The organism is Methanosarcina sp. 2.H.A.1B.4 (assembly GCF_000979385.1).
Taxonomy (GTDB): Archaea; Halobacteriota; Methanosarcinia; order Methanosarcinales; family Methanosarcinaceae; genus Methanosarcina.
Genome location: NZ_JJOV01000066.1, coordinates 1 through 22,698, shown reverse-complemented (window position 1 = coordinate 22,698; position 22,698 = coordinate 1). Strand labels below are relative to the sequence as shown.

Genomic DNA, 22,698 nt, shown 5'->3' with positions numbered 1-22,698 from the left:
TCACCTGCGGAACGCGGGGAAGAGCTTGGGGACTTGCCCTCAATAGAGGGAGGAATGAACCAAGAAGCCACTCAGTCTTTAGCTGAGTGGTAGTTCACTTACTTGATATCATTTTTTAAGTAACGCTGGTTCAAATATACGCAGTCAGTACCTGCAGGTGTTCCTGATTGGTTGAATATCCCGGGTCTTTGAGGGGTGTACAATTATCAAGGGAGGCCTCCCCACTCATTAGTTTTATAGCAAAGGTGTAACAGCTCTGTTCGCTGCACTTCCCGCAGTTTGTCTGGGGTAGGTATTTGTAGATCTCCATGGGCTCGACTCTGACCTTCTCCCTGGGGGCAGGAGCGACACCTTTTGCGATGGCTTCATTGATAGTGCTCTTCAGGTTCTCAAGCGCTTCTCGGGCTTCGCCCTCGTTTTTAATCATAGTCATTGTAACTTTTCCAGTGCCGTAAATAGTTGTAATAATTTCCCCTTTTTGCATTATCAGAGCATTTATTCTGTCCGAATATCTGCCTCTGGGAAAGAGGGGCTCAAGAACCTTCAGGGTTCCACCCAGAGGAGGAGCCATGTTTGCAATCACCCTGAACTTCGAGGAGTCTGCTATGCAGGGTAAAAGCTGCCTTACCTCAGCAATCTCCACTGGCTTTGCCTTAGAGAGGTCTGCATTTTTCTCTTCACCTTTGTCTTCCTTACCTTTCAGGAAATTTCTGCCGTATTCACTTAGCTTCGCAGTCCCTTCTTTTAACTCAATAAGACTTGCCTGTTGCAGAACCTTGAGATGAAAATCGAGCATGGTCTTCCCGATTTCTCCGCCTATTTCCTCTGTACTTCTCTCGCCATTCTCCAGGAAGTTCATTATCTTCCTTCGGGTGGCGTTGGACATAGCGTTATTTACCAGCTTTATTTCATTCGGATTTCCCGGCATCTTTAACACCTACCAGAATTATGAAAATTTAGTCCCACATCTTTTCTCGATGCTCATCGCTTTCAGGCATCATTAATCTCAAAAATAAAGTCCAATTTTTCTAATCAATTATGGAAGCCTCAAATTCTTCTATTAATTATGGAAGCTTCTAATTATTCTATAATTAATTATGGAATTCACTTCTTAAAAACCCGGAAGCCCAATATCAAAAAAGATTGATACGAAATTTAAAAACTGCAAGTTTCCCCCTTAAGCCGGCGTGTGCTCTCAGGTATGTAATAACAAGGTAAAATTAGAAAGATATGGGTGAAGAGTCACCCACATTTAAATGTTGTACGCAGCTTCACCGTGCTGTGTCCGGTCAAGCCCGATATTTTCCTCACTTTCAGTAACTTTGAGGCCTATTGTCTTGTGGAGCACAAATCCGATAACGAGGGTGCAAACACTTGCGTAGATAAGTGTGATAACAACGCCTTCTACCTGGAGCAGCAGTTGCTCGGAGTTCCCGAGAAGGAGTCCTGCAGACCCCACGCTTGCAAATACGCCTGTTAGAATCGCACCTGTTATTCCGCCTACCCCGTGAACTCCGAAAGCATCAAGGGAATCGTCATAACCGAACCTTCCTTTGAGCATTACGGCCTGGTAGCAGACAAAGCTTGTAATTGCGCCCATCGGAATTGCTGCCATAGGGGTAACAAAACCTGCAGCCGGCGTTATTGCAACAAGCCCTGCCAGGATCCCTGTTGCAAATCCGAGTGCAGTAGGGCGCCCTAAATGGATCCATTCCATAGCCATCCAGACAAACCCTGCGGCTGCAGGCGCTATGAGTGTCGTAATGAATGCAAGGGCCGCGATCTCATTTGCAGCAAGGGACGAGCCAGCATTGAACCCGAACCATCCGAACCAGAGAAGCCCGGTCCCCAGGAGAGTAAGGGTAACGTTATGTGGCTTTATCGAATCTATCCCGTACCCTCTCCTCTTGCCAAGGAAGAGCAAAATTGCAAGTGAGGAGATGCCTGAGGTTACATGGACTACAGTGCCGCCTGCAAAATCAAGGGCTTCTCCTGTAAGGAACCCACCGCCCCAGACCCAGTGGCAGACCGGTGCATAGACAATAAGCCCCCAGAGTGCAATGAACGCTATGTATGACTTAAACTTAACACGCCCGACAATGGCTCCTGAGATCAGGGCAGGCGTAATTATTGCAAACATTCCCTGAAATGCTACAAATGCATATGTGGGAATTGTGCCCGTTACCGAGTAAGGGTCAATTCCTCGCAGGAATATGTGATCGAGGCCGCCCACAAATCCGTTGCCTTCTCCAAAGGCAAGTGAGTAACCTATTATTACCCATTCGAGAGCCATGACGCCCATTGCAACAAATGAGTGCATCATGCTGCTCAGGACATTCTTACGCTGAACCAGCCCACCGTAAAATAGTGCAAGCCCCGGAAGCATTAATAATACAAGTGCAGATGAAATCAATACCCATACGGTGTCTGCTGCTACAATAGCCATTCTCGTCCACCTCAAATAGCAGAAGGTCCGTTTTCGTTTGTGCGGATCCTTATTACATCCTCAAGCGGGAACACGAATATCTTGCCGCTTCCGATGTGCCCGTCATTGCCCTTTGCTCCTTTCTTTATTGCTTCAATCGTTGGATGCAGGAATTCATCGTTTACTGCAATTTCAAGCTTGATTTTCTCAAGAAGGTCTGCTTCAAACTCCATTGCTCTATAGATTTCCAGATGCCCTTTTTGCGCGCCATAACCCGAAACGGAAGATACTGTCAATCTATTGACTTCAACCTTCTGAAGTTCTCGTTTGACCGCATCAAGCCTTTCCGGCCTTATTATTGCAATTACGTACTTCATCAAGACCACCAATAGGTAACCCTCATCCGGTTTTATATTATTTAAGTATATCCCCCTTGGTTTTAAATATTTGCGTAGTTCAGAGTAACTGTCAAAGTATGCGAGACTTCTGGCATCTCAACCTGATTCCAGGTTTTACGGGATTGAGCTGTCGCTTTTTTCAGGTCCGATACTGGTTAAATCCGGTTAAAAACAAAAAGAAATCTAAAGAAAGCTAAAGAAAGCTAAAGGGAGCTAAGAGAAAGCTAAATGGCGCTAAAAGAAAGCCAAGAGAAAGCTAGACAGAGCTAAAAGAAAGCTAAAGGGAGCTAAGAGAAAGCTAAATGGCGCTAAAAGAAAGCCAAGAAAAAGCTAGACCGAGCTAAAAGAAAGCTAAAGAATTTTGAAAAAAGACAGGTTCGATTCCTGTTCTTTGCCTGTACCGTACCGTTTTCTTATCAATTCTTTCCATAAGAGAGCTTTTATCCCTTAAATCAAATTTAGAAGTATGTTCGGAGAAATTGGAAGCGTAAGAAACGAGGCAGACGAAACTTCCCTGCAAATTCTCGCCCTTTTCAGGGAAAGCATAAGTGAAATCCGCCTGAATGAGCCTGAATCCGTATCAGCATATTTCAGCCAGGACTACTCACATTATATTGTGGTGCATACTCCTCTGAATATCCGGTTCCCTGAAAAAAGGGAAGAGTGGAATTTGCGTTTTTGTAAGGACGTAGGAGTTTCGATTGTGGAGCTGGTCGTAGCCGAAGCAGGCAGCGCTTACGTACGGGGCCTGATGGCAGTTAACGGGTCAAAGGTCTTCACCATCCTTCCTTTTACCTCAATAGATGCAGAAAAAGCAAAAAAGGCGAAATTTCCTGAAGACCGCATGGCCCGCGTGAGGGCACAGGTGCTTCCTGCTGTGCTTCCCGGAATAAAAGGAGAAACTATCCTTGATATCGGCAGCGGTTTCGGAACCCTTACAATGGAGCTTGCAAAAAACAATCCCGACTCACAGGTTTACGGCATTGACCTCCACGATTCCCTCACAGGCCAGGCACAGATGAATGCAGAAGTCCTCGGCATCGAAAACGTTAAGTTCAGGACAGGAAGCGCCTATGCTCTGCCTTTTGAAAGGGACTCTGTGGATGCTGCTACCTGCTTTTTCATGCTCCATCACCTTGAAGACATTAAATTCGCTCTTTTCGAAATTAAGAGAGTGTTGAAAAAAGGTGGTTCATTAACTGCAGTTGAGCCGCTGGCACATCAACACCACCACGGCCCTCAACTCTCGGAAGCTGCATGGAAAGAGCTTTTTGAGGATGTGGGTTTTAATGCGGAAACCGAAAATCTGGACGGAGCAGTTGTTCTGAAAGCCGTGAAAAGAGAATAAAAAAGGGAAATAATATTATCAGAAATGGATCGAAAGACTGACCGGAGCACGAATCTATCCTTTACTATCTTTTTATCCATCTCTACAATTTAGTTTTTCCTGCGCTGGAATATAAATAGCATACCGATTACTGCAATCATTGGAATTGCGATAGTGGGGTACTCCGGGATCTGCTGATTACAGGGATTATAAGGTTTTGTATTATTTTCACATGAAGGTTTCTCCGGTACATCAGGGCAATTGTTATCGGGTTTTGAATCATTCCCGCATGAAGAATTCTCTGATGCCTCCGGGACTTGCTTATAACAAAGATTATCAAACTTTATCTTTTTTGAATATGGTGATTTGCCGGATACATAAACGGCCCTCATCAAATGTTACAGAGACTTCTCCTGCATTTATTGGCATAATTACTAGTGCAATGGCCAGACTCAGCATTAAAAACAGATATGAGTAATTTGCTCTCATGTTTTTCCTCCCCGTCTTTATTATTCGAATTAGGAAATAATTATTCAAATCAGATTATATTTTGTGATTGGTGACTGCTGATGAATATTATATGTCTATGGGAACATTGTTTCTTGAAAAGTTGGGAAGTTATATTCCTTTTCAAGATCCTTTACAAGTTTTTTATCGCTTGTCTCCTGGTATATCAGGTATTACTGAGCAGTGAATAAATTCTGACGTTAAAATCTCATAAAACAATTAGTTTATTTTCATAAAGTAGCTTGCAAAACATCAAACTTAATTTAAAAAGTTGTATGGCTGATCTATTTGATCTGCGAACTTATTAGATAATGAAAAGCGGGCAAAACACTCTACTAACTTATTTATATTTCCTAAATTTTTCAAAAATGAATCGTTATATAGTTATATATATCCCTTCAAATATTGGTATAGTTGCCTGTAATTTAATTTTAAATGTATTAAACTTCAAATGCTCGTATTTTTTCAACATATTGGGGGAAAATAAATTTCACTCATTTGCTGAAAATTTATGGATTGAATAAAGTCTTAAAAATGTACTCAAGAGGGTGGTCATGACGGTACCACCTATCTGAACGACACACAGAAGGTGCACACCACGGGAATAGATACTTTATTTTTCATCAATCAATTCGTTCTCTCATCAATCCTTTTTGGCCTCTACTATGTAACCGGTAAACTGGTCAGCCATAATGGAATCAAGGTGAATTACACACGAAAGATCAATCATTTCGCGTTATTCTTCCTGCCGACTATCCTGGGCCTGGTGTTTGTCTACGATAAGTCCCCAGTAACGCGGGCGCTCGGACTGGTCGTTGCCATATGCACAGTATTTATCTTTATTCAGCCGTTACGGGAACGGAGCGGAATTCTCCGGACCATGTTCCTGTCCTTTGACCGGCCCGAGGATCGCCCCCACACCCTGCGCTGGCTGATAACCCAATATATTGCGGCTGCCATTGTTATCATTCCCCTGACGATGTATCTCACTTCGGTGAACCTGGAGGCGCTCGTGCTTATTCCGATCCTGATCAACGGGCTGGGAGACGGGCTTGCCGAACCCGTCGGTGTGAGGTTTGGCCGGATAAAATATAATGCTCGCGCTCTCTTTTCCGATAAAATGTATCAGCGTTCGATTGAGGGGAGCCTGTGTGTTTTTGTCGCAGGTATCCTGAGTATCGTCGTATTGAGTCACGAGTTCACCCCCTTGCAATTCATCGCTGCACTCGTGACAATTCCACTTGCAACGACACTTGCCGAGGCTTTTTCGCCACATACCTGGGACTCCCCATTTATCTTTGGAGTTGCCGGCGTGTTGCTCATCGGGATCGTGAATCTTTTATAAGAATCTACAGAGGGGAAGACCCCCTACTGGCGGCTCCAGCCCGCAGGATCAACCGATCCGAACCCCATGCACACCGATGAGGTCGCGGGCATGTATGCAGTGACATTGCAGGCGTCCAATGCCGGCGAGTACACCAGTAAACGGAAGACTTGGTATGTTTTAGTTCTCCCTGCTGTCGAAAAGAAGACGAGATGAACAGGAATAAATAAGGTAACTATTTATGGTGTGATTAGCGGCGTTCCCTCGAGTGCCGCGAAAAGCTTTTTATCGCTGATAGCGTTTTTTAATGATTGAATCTCTATTTTTGGCTTCAGGAAAGTATTTATAAACAATTCCTCAGTAAATTGCAGAGGCAAAAATAAACAACAGGAAGACTCTTTCATGATTCCAAAAGCCTCTTACGATGTCATCGTTGTGGGTGCAGGCCCTGCGGGTTCCACTGCTGCCCTTTATGCCGCAAGGAATGGAGCCTCTGTCCTTCTTCTTGATAAAAAAAGGGAAATTGGAAGCCCTATTCAGTGTGCAGGTTTTCTCCCCGATGCCTCGGAAGTTCAGGCTCTTCTCCCGAATGCCGAGCTTCCGGAGGCCCTGATAAACTATCCTGAGTCCTGCGTACTCCGGCATATCAAAACCCAGCGCATCATTCCCCCCAACTGCAGCGTGAAAGAATTTTCCGTGAGGGGTGCTGTCCTTGACCGGCGCAGGTATGACCAGTTTCTGGCCGAGCAGGCTGCCACGGCAGGGGCTGAACTGATGGTAAAAACGCGTGTAACAAAAGTGGAGGGTACAACTGTTGAGACCTCAGGAATTTTCGGGAAGCATACGATCAAAGCAAAAGCGATTATCGGAGCTGACGGCCCAAATTCCCTGGTCGCAAAATCAAAAGGTCTTTCCTGGAAACCTGAGTCAAAAGAGACTTCTGTTGCTATCGAGTATCAGGTCAGGAACGTTGATATTGACCCGGATGCCCTTGAGATGTATTTCGGAAAAGATTATGTTCCCGGAGGCTATGCCTGGATTTTCCCCGAAGGCGAGGGGCGTGCAAATGTAGGAATCGGAATCCGAAGCGGAATGGCTGAAAAAGGGGTCTCTGCAAAAGAGTACCTGCACCGTTTCATGCAGGACCACCCTCTCGCCGCCCCTAAGCTGAAAAACGCCATCATTATGAATGTTATCGCAGGCATCATCCCTGTAAACGGAGCCCCCGCAAACACTGCAACCGAAGATTCCCTTATTGTAGGGGACGCCGCAGGCCACATCATCGCAACAAACGGAGGTGGAATCCCTCCTGCAATGATCGCCGGAAAAATCGCCGGAGAGACCGCTGCCGAATTTGCAGCCGGAAAGTGCAGGCTTGAAGAATACGACAGGTGCTGGAGAGCTCAGTTCGGATCAGCGCTTGAAACTTCGGTACAGGCGAGACAGATCATGGACGGGATCATGAAATCTGATACCCTCATGAATGCGGCTTTCAAGTTTATTTCCCCCGAACAGATGAAAGTCATGCAGTGTGGAAATCTTCCGGGACCTGTAAAACTCGGTCTTCATGCCCTGAACCGCGGGAAAAAATAAATGGTGGTTTCAAATTGTGACCCTGGCAGTCAGGCAAAACCTGCCTGTCCGAATACTATTTTTTATCAATTTTTTGGTTTTTAACTTTCTTCCCCCTCAACTTTAGTTTCTTCTTCCTTCTCCTCGTGTGTATCCGTTGAGCCTTCTTTCTCCCCTTCAACCGGGCTTTCTGCTATCCTGATCTTCCTTAATTCAGTTTCAACATCTTCTTTATTGTACCTTGCCTCCGGATAGCCGGGTCTTATTTCAAGCGCTTTGTCAAAAGAGGCAATGGCTTCTTCATACCGTTTCAGGACCACAAATTCAAGCCCCCTGAGGTTCCAGGCTCCTGCAAAATCAGGCTTTAACACCAGAACCTTATCGAAATACTCAATCTTCTTTTCCGGGTCTGTTTCACCCACAGCAAGCCCGTACCATTCTTCTACGGTTTTTCCTTCTATTTTCTTTTTGAACAATTTGTCCAGAAATCCCAATAGCATCACTTCCCATTGAATATACGCGAGGTCGGCAGAAATAGATGGCGATGATTATTGCTTCCCCTGTTTTTAATGTGCGGGTCAAAAAACAATTTTCTATACCATGAGCCGTATTTTTCAGCACCGATGGTATTTCTTTTCCATAGGTTTGGTAACTCTTAGTTGCATACGGGTTCGTCTGTTGTTTTTTACGGGGGGTCGGTCAGCTTCAGCTCTGTGAAACGCAGAAGAGAAAACCTGAAGATACCAGAAGAACAAAAGTATAAGGTAAAAATAAAAACAAAAAAGTTTAAAAAAGAAAGTTTGCCCGCTTATATTGAAAGCAAGGCACTTTCGTTGTAAAGGCTTTCAAAGTCTGAGCTTATTACCAGTTTAGTAATATTATCCAGTGTAGTTACGTTGTAGGTAACACCACGTTCGCTCGAGTTTGCCTGGAAAGCTGTGATCTTTTCATTTACTTCAGGCTTCGGGTTAAGGTAGATGGATGTCTGCATGTAACTGCCGTCGTCCAGCTTTTTGAGATCTCTGTAGTATTGTTCGGCGGACATATCAATAGAATTATTTGTTCTTTTGGCCACTTCCTGGTAGACGTTTCCTTCCGGATCCGCCTGGCTCAGGAGCTGATCGAATTCAGTAGTGGCTGTTGAATTTCCTTCAAGGATACTGAGGATGTTCGCCACATTCTGGATGGGGCCTATAATTGTAGGGCTTCCAACAACGTTCCAGATATTGTAGGTACCGTTTGTCCGGTCGAGGATCTGATATCCTTCATATGGCATTACCTGCGTATTCGCGGGCACACTAATCTTTTGCTCAGGGATCTGGTGCAACTCAAATCCAGTTTCATTGCCATAACTTGCACCGTATCTCTTCGTAACATCCGCGCCGTAGGAGAAGGAAACATTCATAGTTTGTCTGTTTCCGAAGATAGCTTCTAAGGGTGTACCTTCTGTTTTTTGAAGATCAACATACACCGCATTCGTCACTCCTTCTGGTGACATTTCTAATCCGTCGATAATGGAGTTAAACTCATGCTGGATGTGTTTGCCCGGAATCTGGGAGAATGGGACTGTGATAAGTTCTTCTCCAGTTTCCGGAGTGGGGACATCATCATTATTATTGTTTGTTGAGCCCTGAATCAATACCACAAAGACTGAGAGAAGCATTGTTGCGGCCAGGAAAATTGCCAGATACTTCTGGTTTTTTGTTGCAGAATCCTTTCGTTTCATGAATGAAACCTCATAACATAAGTAAAATTATTAGGAGTGTGAAAAAACACACATGATATCTAAATCTATTGCCATGAAAAAGGTTTCGTATCCGTTTTCTGACAAAAGATAGAATTTGGGATAAATTAGGGATTATAAGTATTAACTTCTCTTAACTACTCTTCTGTTTTTGAAGGCTTCTATCCGATCTTCAGTTCAGTCCAGAGTCAGGATCTTGAGCATATTTGTGCCTCCGGGTTTTCCGGAAGCAGGGCCCTGGGTGAAAACTACGAGATCTCCGCTTTTTGCAAATCCCAGTTCCTTTGCTTTTTCCGTGGTCTCCTTTTCCCAGTTTTCAAAGGTTTCTTTTACGATTACCGGGTAGACTCCATAAGATAGAGCAAGGCAGCTGCAGGCGTTCGGGAAGCGGGTGAATGCCAGGATCCAGGGCTCTGGCTTGAAGCGGGAAAGCCGGCGTGGGGTCGCTCCACTTCGGGTGGGGGTAAGCACAGCGGCTACAGGAAGCTTTTGCAGGGCTTCATATGCCTGGAGGGCGATTACCTCATCCACTGACATTTCCTGTGCCGTGATCCCCTTGAGCATTGTGTCAATCCCCCATTTCGTCCGGGAACGCCAGTTTTCGGTGGTTTTTGCAATTTTTGCCATCATCTCCACAGTTTCCACAGGATAGTTCCCAACTGCGGTTTCTTCCGAGAGCATAACCGCATCCGTCCCGTCCAGGATGGCATTGGCAACGTCTGTGGCTTCAGCCCGGGTGGGCCTGATGTTGTCGGTCATGGAGGCCAGCATGTGGGTTGCAGTGATTACAGGGATACTCAGGAGCTTTGCACTCCGGATGAGTTCTTTCTGGACCGAGGGGACTTCCTGGATAGGGATCTCGACTCCGAGGTCTCCCCTGGCAACCATCAGGGCGTCGGTTTCCTCCAGAATCTCATCAATATTCTGAACAGCCTGTCTCCGTTCGATTTTAGCGACAATATATACAGGCTTTCCCATGGCTGAAGCAAAATTCCGGACTTTGCGGATATCTTCGGCCGTTTCCACAAAAGAGATGCTGACAGCGTCAACTTCCTCATTCAGGGCAAACTCAAGGATTTTGAAGTCCTTTTCCGTTACCGGGTCCAGGAATATCTTTGCCCCGGGCAGGTTCAGTCCTTTATGGGAATAGAGCTGGCCCCCTACCATAACTTCGCAAAGTACATCTGTTCCCGAGATTTCCAGGCAGCGGAGCTGGATAAACCCGTCGCTCAAGTAGATGAGGCTTCCCGGGGATACGCTTTCCGGGAGCTGTTTGTAGCTGACCGGGATGCGGTCCTCGCTTCCGGAGGCTTCGTCTACAGTAAGGGTTATCCGGTTCCCTTTATGGAGCATAAGCGGCTCTTTTTTGAGCTTGCCTACGCGAATTTTAGGGCCTGGCAGGTCGGCAAGGATTGCAACTGTCCTGTCAAGTTCTTCTGCAACCTTTCGGACCCTCTGGATAACTTTTCCGTGGCTCTCGAAGTCCCCGTGGGAAAAGTTAATCCTTGCCACGTTCATGCCTGCAAGCACCAGTTTCCTGAGGATTTCCTCAGAAGAAGAAGCAGGCCCTATGGTGCAGACGATCTTTGTCTTATGGTCAGGGATTTGCATATTTTCACGGTCGTTGATATTCAATTTGATATTCAATACCGTTTTTGGGATTGTTATTTTTAGCAGTATCAGAACTTACGCTACTTAGTGTGATCTGCTTATTCTTTCCTGTAGATCTTCAGGGCTTCTTCAACGCTTGCTTCTTCTACGGTTATGGCGTAGACAGCGTTGCACATGCGTACAGCTTCATCCAGGGATTTCTGGTGGATATTTCTTCCGGTTGCATTCCCCTGGGCTCCGGAGATGTGGATCTGGTCGTGGAGTTTTTTGAGGAAAGCTTCGGCGTCATCACTTGAGCCGCCTGCGCAAACGACTTTGGTGCGTCCGGCTGCTTTTACGGCTTCCTTGAAAATCTCGGCAGATTTTGCCCCTTCCTTTTTCGGGTAATTGACCTTTACAAAGTCAGTCCCCAGGCAGGCTCCGACTCCTGTTGCCCCAGCGATAAGGTGCGGGTCCTTTTCGTCTTTTACGGCAGTTCCGCGGGGGTAGATCCAGAGTACGGACATCATTCCATGCTGATGAGCATCATAAACTACCTGGGCGGCCTGCACAAGCATCTCGGCTTCAAACTCGCTGCCTAGATAGATCGTATACCCAACGCCAAGGATATTGAGTCCGCTGTTTTCCTTAAACTCGGCCACCTGGTCAATGTCATACCAGAGGTTGCTAAAAGGATCAGCCTGGGAAGTTTCCACGAGGTGGGTCTTGGAGTTTACCTTTACAAGATAGGGGATATCCCTGTAGTCCATGCCGTAGCGGGCAATCAGCCCGAGCTGAGTTGCAAAAACTCCTATCTTGCTCTGGGACGCGATTCTGAAAAGGTGTTCCGGGTCAGCATCGTCTTCAGGGACCCCTTCTCCAAAAAAGTCATCATTCAGGTGCTCTACTTTCTGGTCTCCGGCAAAAAGCATGAGCTTGCCGGTGCCTTTGGTAATCTCCATGTAGTTATTCACGTATGTCTCACGCATTGCTTTCGGGACATCTAAAGGTACGATTACGTCTTCTTTGTTAATTGAAACCATGTGTATAAACCTCAGTCTGATTGAGTAGCAGTCAATTGGATGATATGTGGTACCAGATGATTTAGTTAAAAGGTAGGTAGTAATACGAGAAATGATTTATCTAGTTTATTCTTCTCAACTATATTTAATTATTTTCTCAGTTGAACTGCTGGTGTATTGCATCAGGATCCTCCCTGCTCCAAACTTCCTGACGCTTCCCAATCTCTTTCCTATTGTTATTAAAAAAACTATTCAATTAAGAATTATTAAGCGTTTCGGAAATTTAAAATCGGATCAATTACAAAGTTCAGGGGATCAATTACAAAGTTCAGGGGATCAATTACAAAGTTCAGGGGATCAATTACAAAGTTCAGGTAATGATAAAGAGTAAGCATAAAAATCCCCGGGTAATAAATGAGAAACTGAAAAAGTCATGTGAAAAGTAAATTAAAGCAAAAAAGTATGAGTTTTTACGCCGCTTGCAGGGCTCGAACCTACGACATTCTGGTTAACAGCCAGACACTCTACCAACTGAGTTAAAGCGGCTTTCTGATGGGGACGCTATTCTATTGTTTACCCTCAGATCTTCTTATACAAGAAATTCTTTGGATATAAAGTTTATGGGCCTGACCGGATTTGAACCGGTGACCGCTCGGTTATGAGCCGAGCGCTCTAACCTGACTGAGCTACAGGCCCGAATTGTTTCTATGGCGCTTTGGTAGTTGTTAGTAAGGCTTTAATTATAAACTTTTTGCATGTGTTTCTATTTTCTAGAAAAAGCGCTATAGTATATGCAAAAGTTTTACGCCGCTTGCAGGGCTCGAACCTACGACATTCTGGTTAACAGCCAGACACTCTACCAACTGAGTTAAAGCGGCTTCTGGTATCGGGTGTGCTTTTTTGCCCACCTCTCGCGAACATTCCTAAAGCGATGATCTTATTTATATATTTCGCTTGACGCCCTTCCCACAAACTGTAGCCAGGGGTAACCTTGGGGAAATCTGCCGGTAGTAAGTACATTCTATTCGACATAAGGTCATTTTACCAATGCCTTTATTTGATTTTCTTTCAATTTACTTTTCATTCATCTACTATATCTATTTGATATCTTTGAATTTAATCTTCATTCACCTGCGATCTATTATTTGATTCCCTTTCAATTTAATGTCTATTCAACTAATGTCTTAATCCGGTCTATATTTTATTTTTCTCTAAGTTTCTGCTCTCTTTTTATAGTATCTCCACGGATTCCTTTTTCCGCCTATTTTAATGTCAATATTTATTTGCGAGACAAACCTTATATCCTATCATGAATAATATATTTGATTAGCTTTTTACAGCTTTAAGTATCGAAGTCGGATAGGCTTTGTTTTAAGCAACGTAAATTCATTTTAGCTTAAAACTCCTTTATTTAAGGACCTGTCCGGGGGATTTCAACCAGTATAAAAGCCGCTTCCGGCTTTATAGTAATGTTAGCATCAGGGGTTTAAGGTCAGTTGCTCTCTGTACTGTTGGGTATCTTTTCAGGCTTTTTCTGATATTAAAGGCACTCTTCGGGTCCTATCGCGCTTCTGGCCTCTTAACCTCACAGGTTAAAAATGGAGAATAAGGGGGCTTATTCACGAAACATCTAAAAATATGTCCAAAATGCAACGCTAAGCTTAAATTGAGTCAAGATGGTGGAATGCAGTACTGTAGCATTTGCAAGTACTGGACAAAAACAGGCACTGCAAGGCTCGACTCAATCATGATATATGACTGAGGAGTCTGCATGGAAAATTTCAGTGTTCCTATGTTTTGCAGTGAATGCAAGGCCCAGCTGAAACGCCAGGTTATAGATTCTAATGTTTTCTACTACTGCAGGAGTTGCGGACGCATGAGTTCTGAGGTCTGTTTCTCCGGGGAAAGTGGCATGACTCATGCTCAGAAACCACTGGCTGCCCAAAGGGTGTCTTCTGTTACAGAGCTGGAGGTCTCTGAAAACGCCCGGAATGCTATGGTAGAGACCTGACCTGAAAAAAGTTTTTGGCACGGGAAAGTTAGAATATTCAAATTTAGTTTTTTGAAAATGAGCCTGAAAAGGCTCTCAATTTTTACTTTTTTAATAGCTATAATATTTTTTAGCTCTGGATATCTGAAACTCATCATTATTCATTTCCAGGTTTTCTGGCTCTTTTGCTCTATTTCTCAACTGGAGTCGCACTGGATAAAGCAAGCTAGTTTTTGTTGTAAAAACTTGCCGGAAAAAACGCGTAAAAAAGTAAATCTCGTCAAGGTGGTTGATTAAAAAACCACTCTGCAAAAAAATTAAGAGAAATGTAAAGTGTAAAAAAGAAATGTTAAATTTTGCTGACAAAACCGTTTACTTTTTCACTGTCCGGCTTTGAGCAATTTGCAAACATTTTCCACTTCGGTTCGGAACTCGTCCTGGGAGATCCCGAAAAGGCCTGCAAGATACATGGCACCTCCTGCACCTGCACCTTCCTTGATTGTGCCAGTCTCGTACCTTTGAAGCCCTTTAAGGGGTGATTTCCCAAAGCCAGGGTCAGCAACATAGACTACCGGTACGCCCAGGGCTCTTGTGATCTCGACAAAATGTGCGGATTTATCTTCTACTACATAGCGAGTTGTTGCAATTGAGAGCTTTTCGGTGTTAAAGCCCAGATGTTTGATAACCGCGTAGACTGCTGCCATCTGAGTTCCGCCGGCAAGGACAACACTGATCTCGGTGCCCTGGAAACCTGCAACAAGGCCCGCAACAGCAGGCATCATGGGGTCTCCCATGCAGGCAACAGCTTTCATAGGGTCATCTTTCAGACAGCCAAATGTCAGGCATGAGGCTTTCATGCCTTCTTCAACAACCCTTTTCTTGAGTTCAAGAGGGTTTTCATCTGCACTGCTGCTGACGTTTCCATTATACCCGAGCGCTGTTAAAACTCCCATCGCTGTTGTTGTGCCTCCGGGGATGCTTTCCCCGATTATTACGTGGTCTGTCTGGTTTCTGAGCCTCTTGGCAAGGAATTTTGCCCGCTCGTAGATGCCCTGTACATCTCTTACTGCAATCGCCTCCCGGATGTCCTCTCCGGGCTTTGCTTTCAGGTCAATGCATGGAACATCCGGAGTAATTATTAGACCGGAATTAATGAAATGGTAGGGAGCGTCCGTAAGCTTCAGCGCTGAACGGGTCATGATCGCAGGAGTAGGAGTATCATAAGGAGGAGTCATGGGAAGCACCGGTACACTGATAATGTTCCCCGTTTCCATAAGTTCCGCATCCCCTGCAGGCGTATAATCCGTAAGTTCAGCCGTTTTCCCTGCTGCAGAGAGCTTCGGGATGTGTGCGGTTTTGGTATTGGAAAGTACGCATAAAAACATCGGTTTTTTAGGCTTTTTCGTTACTTCCGGTTCGATCCAGGACATAATATCTCCTCTATGAAATTAACGTAAGTTTCACACAATATTAAGATAAATTGATGTAAATCTCCTCAAAGTCTAGTGAAGAATTCTTCGACTTAGTATTTAATATTTATCGGCACTCAATTATAATTTGATTATACTCAAATTAACTTTACTTTATTTTACTCATATTTCGTGGCCTGTTGCTTCGTCGCTGTGGACTGCATAATAAAGATCAATTGAGTAAAGGTTTGAGGGCACTTTCAATGTATAAATGTGGTACTGTCTCCGGGTGTTTAAATGGATGTTACTGCCCTAAAAGGGCGCCTTCCCGGGAAGGGTGGCCATCTTTTTTGAAAAATAGAATTATAATTGTCTGATGGATTTTTTTGTTTAATTTCCACTTATTTCTATAAGTCCGGATTCTTTTAAGTAAGCGGTATAAGAAGAAAATGTCCGGAATATGGGGTGCAGCTGCCCCATATTCTTTTCCGGCTGAATTTTTAAGAAAAGGCGTTTACCGGACTCAGTATGTTCTTGCAACGTAAACGCGGGTTTCGGTTTCTTCTCCGCAAGAAGGGCATTTCTCCTTTCCTTTTCCTCTCGGGGTCAGGGGAATTCCCAGGATGCCTGCTCCTATCAGGTCTTCCATTGCAAGTCCGCACTCTCTTTTGCCGCACCAGGGTATTGTTGCAACCCCTTTCTGGATCTTTTCCTTTACTTCCTCAATTTCAGTGCAGTCATAGATGCGGTTTTCAAGTCCCATTTTTGCCTTTTCGTAGAGGCTTTCATGGATTGCCTCAAACTTCGAAAGCACTCCGGCTTCAATTTCAGGCAGAGGGATCTGCTCTTTTTCTCCGGTGTCTCTTCTTACCGCCACAGCCACATTATTTTCCAGGTCTCGAGGCCCGATTTCAAGCCTTAGGGGCACTCCCTTCATTTCCCACTTGTAGTACTTTGCCCCAGGGCGCAGGTCGCTTGCATCGATTTCAACCCTCATTCCTGCTTTCTTCAGGCGCACCTGGACATCCTTGCAGGCCGCAAGCACCTCGGCTGCTCCTTTCTTGAAGATGATCGGGATAATGACTGCCTGAACAGGTGCAATTTCGGGAGGCAGGACAAGCCCTTTGTCATCTCCGTGGATGGAGATTGTGGCTGCAATACACCTCTCTGAAATCCCGTAACAGGTCTGGTGGGCGTAGCGTTGTTCGCCATCAGGGGCTTCGTACTTGATATCGAAGGTCTTTGCGAAGTTGTCGCCAAGGTGGTGGGCAGTGCCTATCTGAAGGGTCTTTCCGTCAGGCATCATGGCATCAATAGCATCGGTGTAGTCGGCGCCCGGGAACTTATCCCAGTCAGGTCTCCTTGAGCGGAGCACAGGAACTCCCAGCCTGCGGTATATCTCTGTATAAAGCTCAACGGCCTCCTTTACCTGGGCTTCGGCGTCTTCCCAGGTGGCATGCACGGTATGGGCTTCTTTAAAGGAAGTAATCTCCCTGAGCCTTATCAGGGGGCGGGTATGCTTTGTCTCGTAGCGGAAAGTATTGACTATCTGATAGATCTTGAGGGGGAAATCCGCATGAGACCTTATCCAGATTTTGTACATCGGATAGATGGCAGTCTCACTTGTGGGGCGGAGAGCCAGAGGCACGTCAAGAGGATCTTTTCCTCCGTGGGTGACCCAGTATACCTCATCCTCAAAGCCTTTTATGTGCTCGGCTTCTTTCATGAACTCATTTTCGGGGATAAGCAGGGGGAAGAGAGCTTCCTGGTGCCCGCTGTTATCCATAATTTCCCTGATGATGTTGTAAGTGTTTCTCCTGATGGCAAAACCGAAGGGGTACCAGACATAAAGCCCCTTTACAGGGTAGCGGACGTCCATTATTTCTGCCATCCACAGGAGATCGTTATACCAATCGCTGAATTCCTCTTTTGGAGGGAGTGCTGCTTCTTTTTCGCTTTCTGCCATACCTTCACCGTATTATCGTGATCTCAGTTAATTTTTATGATAAACCTTATATGAAATGTTTTAGTCCAGATATAACGCGTCATAAAACCTCAGCAGGAAACTCCTGATCTTTATTCAGGGTAGTTGACTTGTTACCTTATAATGGGACGTTGTTACGTATTATGAGCTACTGTTGTGTATTATGAAATGTTATTATCTCTAATAATGGAACTATCTCTAATAATGGAACTTTGGGAAATGTGGCTTCCGGTTGCCGGAAAGGTCTGAATGGTCAGGCACATAGATATTTTTTCCGTCCGGTTGCCTATCCGGAAGATTCTGCATATGGCTTTTCTTTATTTTGCACCTTGTGCGGCATCCCTGCTACTTTATCTGGACAGAAAAATGCCTGTATAGCCCTTGACGTGTTTGCCTTTATTGAATTAAAAGTAAATCAATTATGGGGGCTCGACCCCCGGAATCATGTCAGGGCTGTTAAAAAATCGGATAAAAGAATTAATCTCCTCCGAGGGGCTGTACATTGTCCGAAACATCATGTGCAAGTTCGGATTTGTCAACATCGAAAACTATCATGCCGGTGTTTAGCTCCTCAGCCTCTTCCTTTGAGAGTTTGGTAGCAACAGCCTTTTTCGAAATTATTGCGCTGTTTCCGAGCGGGTCTTCAATGATGATTGTGATCGTTCTCTTGCCATCGATTACTTCATTGAGCATGCACAGGAGTTCCTGGCTGCGGGCGAACTTCTCTTCATCTTTATCTTCCTGTACCCATCTGCTCGCAGTCATAAGGACATTCTGAACCCTCTGCAGCACACCTTCGATGTTCGTTATGTACGAATCAGACGCCGGGCCGGGTTCGACAGCAATCCCCATTTCCGGAATGCGTATCGTTCCTGAGGTTGAGCGGACGACTCTTGCATTCAGGTCTTCCAGATTCTCAACTAACAGCTCATAGCGCATGGGCTCTTTACTGGAGAGGATCATGGTATCTGTAAAACGGAAACTGCACTGGCAGTTTGCAGTTATGTACATGATCTCCCCTAAATAGGGAATATTATCTCTCTGCCACTTCATTACAAGGTCTTTCTGACACAGAGGGCAGATGGTCCTTGTCTCAAAGTTTTCATTCTTAATATAATCCTGATTCAATATTTTCCACCAATAATCTTTGATCTGTCAATTTTAATGCCATTAGGAGTTACAATCACAGTGTTTCCTTTGACACCTGCAATATCTCCATGAACATCGACAACAACATCTTTCAGCTCTTTTAAAACCCTGTCCCTAAGCAGGTCATCGCTTCTGATGTTTGAGATGTCAATCATAAGGATGTTCCCGTTGTAAATCTCCTGCTTGAGTGCAGATATCTGGTTGATGCTTGAAACTTCTGCAATTTTTACGTAAGTCTCTGCAGGCTCGGCCTCAAGGACTTCTTCATATTTGCTGAGGTCAATTTCAGTGTAATCTTCGGCACTGGTTGAACTTTTTACATTGCCGCCAAGGAGTTTGTCTATGAGTTTTGCCATTTATGCACGCCTTTTGTATTTTTTTAAATTTGGATAGTACTGTCCTATATTGGGATCTATATTAATTAATTTTGCTATTATAAAGCCACACTAGTTACCAGCTTCTGTTCAGGAATTTTTCCGTTTGCTACAGGGACATTTTCTCTCAAACAGGGTCCCTCTTATGAGCTCCCTCATAACTCAAAATTCCAGAGTTTGTCCCCTACATAGGTTATTGACTTTATGGCTTTTCCTGAATCTGCATCAACCATCTGTTGCCCTTCCATAAGGGCTTTTCCTATGGCAAGAGGTTTTCTGTGGGTCTCTTCAACTATAATTACGAGATCCCCTTCTTTTATTTCGGGGTCAGCTTCCAGGATACCCGGGGCCATAATATCCGCTCCGTTTGAAACGAAACGAATAGCTCCTTTGTCTACAACAACAAGACGTTTCTGCAGCCCCATCTCAAGAGCTCCGCGGACTGTAGGGAAAAGAGTCCCCTCTATTTCAAACAGAAGAGGTCTGCCTTCCACAAGGATAAGGGAATATTCATCCAGAGTAACCTTTTCCAGAGTTTTGTTTTCCAGATCTGCCATCTCTTCACCGAAGGCGGATTCAAGGTCTTTTAACATCTTGTTCTTTGCATTTTTCCTCAGCTGAACTCTTGCCTTTATTTTCAATCAATCACCTGATTTCAAAAGGGTACGGTTATTCATAGGATAGGGTTTTTGAGCTTTTTAAAGCTTCTGTGGGTCCTCAGAGGTTCCTGCTGCAGGATATTTGCTACAGGATATCTAATCTCCCTTAAAAGTTTTTATCTGATTCTTATGGCTTTTGCCTGGTCTTTACGGTTTTTATTCAAACTTTATGCAAAGCATCATAAGAAGCACCAGAGAGCTTCCGAGAAACACCGTTTCATAGCCTAAAGGATCTATAAATAAACTTCCAAAAACCGGTACCAGCCCGAGGCCTGCATAAATTCCTGTATTAAAGATCCCCATTGCAAATCCACTCGAACTTATCCTGGATACGGCAGTAACAAGCCCTATCACTGCAGCCCCTCCCCCTGCACCAATAAATAAGAATGCCAGCAGAGGTGCTTTTATGGAGAGCATAACACCTACAGCTGCAAGGACTATTCCTGTCCTGATTATTTTCTTATAATCCGCGCTTGCTCTCCCTGCAGCCAGGGAACTCAACATTGCAGCTATATATGAGGCTGAAATTGCAAGCCCCAGCTCCGGTTTTGTCAGGAAGTCCGCACTGTAGTCCGGATAGTTTGAAGTCAACAGGCCGGTGGCTCCGTAGAGGAGGACTGAAATTCCCCATATCTTCCAGAAACCGCTTTCAGAAAACGCTTTCCTGGCTTTTTTCAGGTGCCCGGTAGGTTCGAAGGTCATTAAGGTCTCAGTTTGCTCTCCTGAAGATTCTTTACTGGTTGAGGCGCCGGATTTTTTCTTCTTCCAGCCAGAGCTGCCTGAAGATATCAGTTTCCAGGCTTCCGGAAGAATTGAGGCAAAGGAAAAACCCGCGAGAATGGTAAAGATACTTATTGCGGTTTTGATTCCCATTTCCGCAAGCATTCCGGAGAATAAAACTCCTGCAGCCAGTCCGGCATTTAACAGAAAATTAAATTCTCCCAGACTTCGCTGGCTGTCTTTCCATTCCGCAAGCATGGAATAAGCCGCAGGAAAAAAAGCCCCGCAGCCCATACCTTCTACGAATCTTGAGGTGCCGAGAATCCACAGGTTGTCAGAAAATGAAATAAAAAGCCCCGAAATAACAGTAAGTATGATTCCCAGGCCTGCTACCTTCAGGTTTCCTATCCTGTCTGCAAGGATTCCGAATGGAAGTAGTGTAAGAAAAGCCCCTATAAAATATCCGGAATAAAGCAGGCTTGAGACAGCAGGGCTCGCGTTTCCCTCTCCTGCAAGCTCGGGAAGGACGGGAATTGCTGCATTAGAAAGTCCCTGGATCGCAAAGACTGAAGAGTAGAGTATGAGTTTTTTCGAGTTCATGGTTTTTTTCTGTTCTGTGTGTCTGACCAGTTATTTAATTTTCTATAATTCTACTTTCCACAATCTTATTTTTCCTGCAAGCTTTAGATATTTCTGGTTTCTCAGGGATCTATTTCTTTCTGGTTCTTATTATGAATCTTTTCATCTTTTTTAGGGGATAGGGGTACCACCGTCCGGGAAGCGTCTTCCAAATACCTTACTGTGGATACATCTTACTGTGGATACTACTGTGGATACTACTGTGGATACTATCTTTCAGTTTTCTAATAGAAGGGTTCCTGCCAGGATACAGCCAGTTGCGACAAATATTTTTTCAAAGCTCAGGATACCTGTAAGGAGCCCTGCAGCGATCGGAAGCAAGGAAAGGCCTGCATATATGGTTGTGTTAAAAAGCCCCATTGCAAGACCTTTATCTGCATCCATTCTTGTAACAGCCAGGGCAAAACCTACCATTGCAATTCCTGAGCCTCCCCCGAGGCTTGAAAAACCCAGAAAGGGGTATTTGATAGCAAAAAGGGCACCAAGGGCAGAAAATGATAATCCTATCCTGATGATTGTCTTTTCCTTGACTCTAAAACGCCCAACCAGAAGAGAAGTGATCATGGCGCAGATATATAAGCTCGCAATAGCGCTTCCAAGCTGGGCTTTTGTCAGGACTCCAAAACTGTAATCAGGGTAGTAGGCTATAAGAACTCCTATTGTTCCGTTGAGCAAAAAAGAACTCAGCCATATCCCTGAATTGTGGCGGTTAAGAAGCCCTGCAACTTCGCCGAAAGAATGTTTGAAATGGTCTTTGAGAGAACCCGGACCTGGCAGTAAATCTGATTTTCCTCCCGTCCCTTTCAGGTTAATGAGCTCTCTGTGCCTGGGAAGAAGAGGGATAACCGAAAGTAAAGCCATAAAAGTGAATATAAGGATGGCACCTTTCAGGTAGATATCTGCCAGCAGTCCTGAGAATAAAGCTCCCGAAGCCAGCCCTGCATTGAATAGAAAGGTGAATTCTCCCATGCACCGTCCTGGATTTTTACACTTTGAAAGTGTAGAAAAGGCTGCAGGAAAAAAAGCTCCGCAGGCAGAGCCTTCCATAAACCTGGAAATCAGAAGGACCCACAGGTTTTCGGAGAAAAGGATAATTAGCCCTGAGATGGCTGTAAGGATAATGCCAAGTCCTATTAACCTGAAGTTTTCGAATCTGTCAGCCAGAACCCCGAAGGGAAGCATTGTTGCAAGGGCTCCCAGAAAGTACCCTGAAAAGAGCAGGCTTGATGCAAATTCTCCATACGTACTGTGATAGCGGGCTGCAAGTTCTGGGAGGATGGGGATTACAGCATTGGAAAGCCCCATAATTGCAAAAACTGCAATATAAATCAAACGCCTCTCAGGGTTCATAGAATTTAAAACTCGCAATCTCGTATAAGTTTTTTATCGTGACTACTCTCCTGAAACCTGTTATTCCTTTTCAATATTTACGGGTTCTTCTCTTAAACATCTGTTAAATATATAATGTAAATAGAAAATTCTATATAATGTTCTTACCTGATCTCCTATAACTATTCAGCCTGTAACATCAAGTCTATTGATCTCGATTTTGGTGAAAATGGGCTGTATGGTTACTAACCGGGGAGAAATGAATAAAACACAATCAATAGTCAACAATTAAATAAAATAAATTCACCTAAATTGGCCCATCAAATTTTTTTTAAAAATGGCTATTGATGTTGTTTTTCATGGGCCGCATAGTCCCGATATTTTCTCTATTATATTTAACTAGAAAGAAATGCATAGCTATTTATATAATTACTTTGAATAGGGGTTATGTGAGTAATGTGAGCGGGAAACTTTTTTCACATACCATACCCCCTGTCTCTTATACACATCTCCGAGCCCACGAGACGTAGAGGAAT

At 44.5% G+C, this 22,698-nt stretch carries 22 protein-coding genes and 3 tRNA genes; 5 read left to right on the top strand and 20 right to left on the bottom strand.

Annotated elements, in window-relative coordinates; translation table 11 throughout:
• Positions 1 to 130 precede the first annotated feature (130 nt).
• From EO92_RS10485 to EO92_RS10475, 3 genes are all read right to left on the bottom strand, one after another.
• On the bottom strand, positions 131 to 928 hold the full coding sequence (locus EO92_RS10485) for a (Fe-S)-binding protein (protein ID WP_048171441.1): 798 nt from the start codon (positions 926 to 928) through the stop codon (positions 131 to 133).
• A gap of 324 nt (positions 929 to 1,252) precedes the next feature.
• On the bottom strand, positions 1,253 to 2,446 hold the full coding sequence (locus tag EO92_RS10480) for an ammonium transporter (RefSeq protein WP_048171438.1): 1,194 nt from the start codon (positions 2,444 to 2,446) through the stop codon (positions 1,253 to 1,255).
• Positions 2,447 to 2,457: 11 nt separating this feature from the next.
• Entirely contained in the window at positions 2,458 to 2,802 is a 345-nt protein-coding gene (locus tag EO92_RS10475; RefSeq protein WP_048162934.1) for a P-II family nitrogen regulator, read from the bottom strand.
• A 487-nt stretch (positions 2,803 to 3,289) separates the two neighbouring features.
• Here EO92_RS10475 and EO92_RS10470 point away from each other — a divergent pair, with 487 nt between their 5' ends.
• The gene (locus EO92_RS10470; protein ID WP_048171436.1) at positions 3,290 to 4,171 is read left to right on the top strand and encodes a class I SAM-dependent methyltransferase; all 882 of its coding nucleotides are present in this window, start codon (positions 3,290 to 3,292) and stop codon (positions 4,169 to 4,171) included.
• A gap of 89 nt (positions 4,172 to 4,260) precedes the next feature.
• Here EO92_RS10470 and EO92_RS18965 read toward each other — a convergent pair whose 3' ends face one another.
• Positions 4,261 to 4,542, bottom strand: a complete 282-nt coding sequence (locus EO92_RS18965; protein WP_048171433.1) for a PEF-CTERM sorting domain-containing protein — start codon at positions 4,540 to 4,542, stop codon at positions 4,261 to 4,263.
• Entirely contained in the window at positions 4,487 to 4,639 is a 153-nt protein-coding gene (locus EO92_RS18120; protein WP_162197467.1) for a hypothetical protein, read from the bottom strand. Before EO92_RS18120 ends, EO92_RS18965 begins: the two co-directional genes overlap by 56 nt.
• A 70-nt stretch (positions 4,640 to 4,709) precedes the next feature.
• Here EO92_RS18120 and EO92_RS18815 point away from each other — a divergent pair, with 70 nt between their 5' ends.
• From EO92_RS18815 to EO92_RS10455, 3 genes are all read left to right on the top strand, one after another.
• Positions 4,710 to 4,844: a hypothetical protein gene (locus EO92_RS18815; RefSeq protein WP_255350343.1), complete on the top strand. Its 135-nt coding sequence runs from the start codon at positions 4,710 to 4,712 to the stop codon at positions 4,842 to 4,844.
• A 402-nt stretch (positions 4,845 to 5,246) separates the two neighbouring features.
• The gene (locus tag EO92_RS10460; RefSeq protein ID WP_200896766.1) at positions 5,247 to 6,002 is read left to right on the top strand and encodes a hypothetical protein; all 756 of its coding nucleotides are present in this window, start codon (positions 5,247 to 5,249) and stop codon (positions 6,000 to 6,002) included.
• 381 nt (positions 6,003 to 6,383) lie between these two features.
• The gene (locus EO92_RS10455) at positions 6,384 to 7,574 is read left to right on the top strand and encodes a geranylgeranyl reductase family protein (RefSeq protein WP_048171431.1); all 1,191 of its coding nucleotides are present in this window, start codon (positions 6,384 to 6,386) and stop codon (positions 7,572 to 7,574) included.
• 80 nt (positions 7,575 to 7,654) lie between these two features.
• Here EO92_RS10455 and EO92_RS10450 read toward each other — a convergent pair whose 3' ends face one another.
• From EO92_RS10450 to EO92_RS10420, 8 genes are all read right to left on the bottom strand, one after another.
• Positions 7,655 to 8,053: a tetratricopeptide repeat protein gene (locus tag EO92_RS10450; RefSeq protein WP_048131465.1), complete on the bottom strand. Its 399-nt coding sequence runs from the start codon at positions 8,051 to 8,053 to the stop codon at positions 7,655 to 7,657.
• A 308-nt stretch (positions 8,054 to 8,361) separates the two neighbouring features.
• A complete protein-coding gene (locus EO92_RS10445) occupies positions 8,362 to 9,279 on the bottom strand; it encodes a hypothetical protein (protein WP_048171430.1) in 918 nt (305 codons plus the stop codon).
• A 195-nt stretch (positions 9,280 to 9,474) separates the two neighbouring features.
• A complete protein-coding gene (gene pyk, locus EO92_RS10440) occupies positions 9,475 to 10,908 on the bottom strand; it encodes a pyruvate kinase (RefSeq protein WP_048171442.1) in 1,434 nt (477 codons plus the stop codon).
• Positions 10,909 to 11,006: 98 nt separating this feature from the next.
• Positions 11,007 to 11,930, bottom strand: a complete 924-nt coding sequence (locus tag EO92_RS10435) for an aldolase (protein WP_048171428.1) — start codon at positions 11,928 to 11,930, stop codon at positions 11,007 to 11,009.
• A gap of 245 nt (positions 11,931 to 12,175) precedes the next feature.
• Positions 12,176 to 12,304, bottom strand: coding sequence for a hypothetical protein (locus EO92_RS18810; RefSeq protein WP_255350342.1), 129 nt, complete (start codon positions 12,302 to 12,304; stop codon positions 12,176 to 12,178).
• 78 nt (positions 12,305 to 12,382) lie between these two features.
• A tRNA-Asn gene (locus EO92_RS10430) sits at positions 12,383 to 12,455 on the bottom strand.
• A 75-nt stretch (positions 12,456 to 12,530) separates the two neighbouring features.
• A tRNA-Ile gene (locus EO92_RS10425) sits at positions 12,531 to 12,605 on the bottom strand.
• Positions 12,606 to 12,714: 109 nt separating this feature from the next.
• Positions 12,715 to 12,787: transfer RNA gene (locus EO92_RS10420), tRNA-Asn, on the bottom strand.
• Between the two features lie 893 nt (positions 12,788 to 13,680).
• On the opposite strand from EO92_RS10420, the gene EO92_RS17180 reads away from it, so the two are divergent.
• On the top strand, positions 13,681 to 13,920 hold the full coding sequence (locus EO92_RS17180; protein ID WP_082108036.1) for a hypothetical protein: 240 nt from the start codon (positions 13,681 to 13,683) through the stop codon (positions 13,918 to 13,920).
• Positions 13,921 to 14,279: 359 nt separating this feature from the next.
• On the opposite strand, the gene cobT is transcribed toward EO92_RS17180, so the two are convergent.
• The 7 genes from cobT to EO92_RS10375 all read right to left on the bottom strand — a co-directional run bounded on the left by cobT (position 14,280) and on the right by EO92_RS10375 (position 22,183).
• A complete protein-coding gene (cobT, locus tag EO92_RS10405) occupies positions 14,280 to 15,329 on the bottom strand; it encodes a nicotinate mononucleotide-dependent phosphoribosyltransferase CobT (RefSeq protein WP_048171424.1) in 1,050 nt (349 codons plus the stop codon).
• A gap of 502 nt (positions 15,330 to 15,831) precedes the next feature.
• The gene (gene proS, locus EO92_RS10400; protein WP_048171422.1) at positions 15,832 to 17,274 is read right to left on the bottom strand and encodes a proline--tRNA ligase; all 1,443 of its coding nucleotides are present in this window, start codon (positions 17,272 to 17,274) and stop codon (positions 15,832 to 15,834) included.
• Positions 17,275 to 17,769: 495 nt separating this feature from the next.
• The gene (locus EO92_RS10395; RefSeq protein WP_048171420.1) at positions 17,770 to 18,420 is read right to left on the bottom strand and encodes a ZPR1 zinc finger domain-containing protein; all 651 of its coding nucleotides are present in this window, start codon (positions 18,418 to 18,420) and stop codon (positions 17,770 to 17,772) included.
• A complete protein-coding gene (gene sepF, locus EO92_RS10390) occupies positions 18,417 to 18,797 on the bottom strand; it encodes a cell division protein SepF (protein WP_048133502.1) in 381 nt (126 codons plus the stop codon). Before sepF ends, EO92_RS10395 begins: the two co-directional genes overlap by 4 nt.
• 173 nt (positions 18,798 to 18,970) lie before the next feature.
• On the bottom strand, positions 18,971 to 19,456 hold the full coding sequence (locus EO92_RS10385; protein ID WP_048136522.1) for an RNA-binding protein: 486 nt from the start codon (positions 19,454 to 19,456) through the stop codon (positions 18,971 to 18,973).
• Positions 19,457 to 19,630: 174 nt separating this feature from the next.
• Positions 19,631 to 20,794, bottom strand: a complete 1,164-nt coding sequence (locus EO92_RS10380) for an MFS transporter (RefSeq protein WP_048171418.1) — start codon at positions 20,792 to 20,794, stop codon at positions 19,631 to 19,633.
• Between the two features lie 255 nt (positions 20,795 to 21,049).
• Positions 21,050 to 22,183 carry an MFS transporter gene (locus EO92_RS10375; RefSeq protein WP_048171416.1) on the bottom strand — a complete coding sequence of 378 codons (1,134 nt, stop codon included), beginning with the start codon at positions 22,181 to 22,183 and terminating at the stop codon, positions 21,050 to 21,052.
• Positions 22,184 to 22,698: the final 515 nt, after the last annotated feature.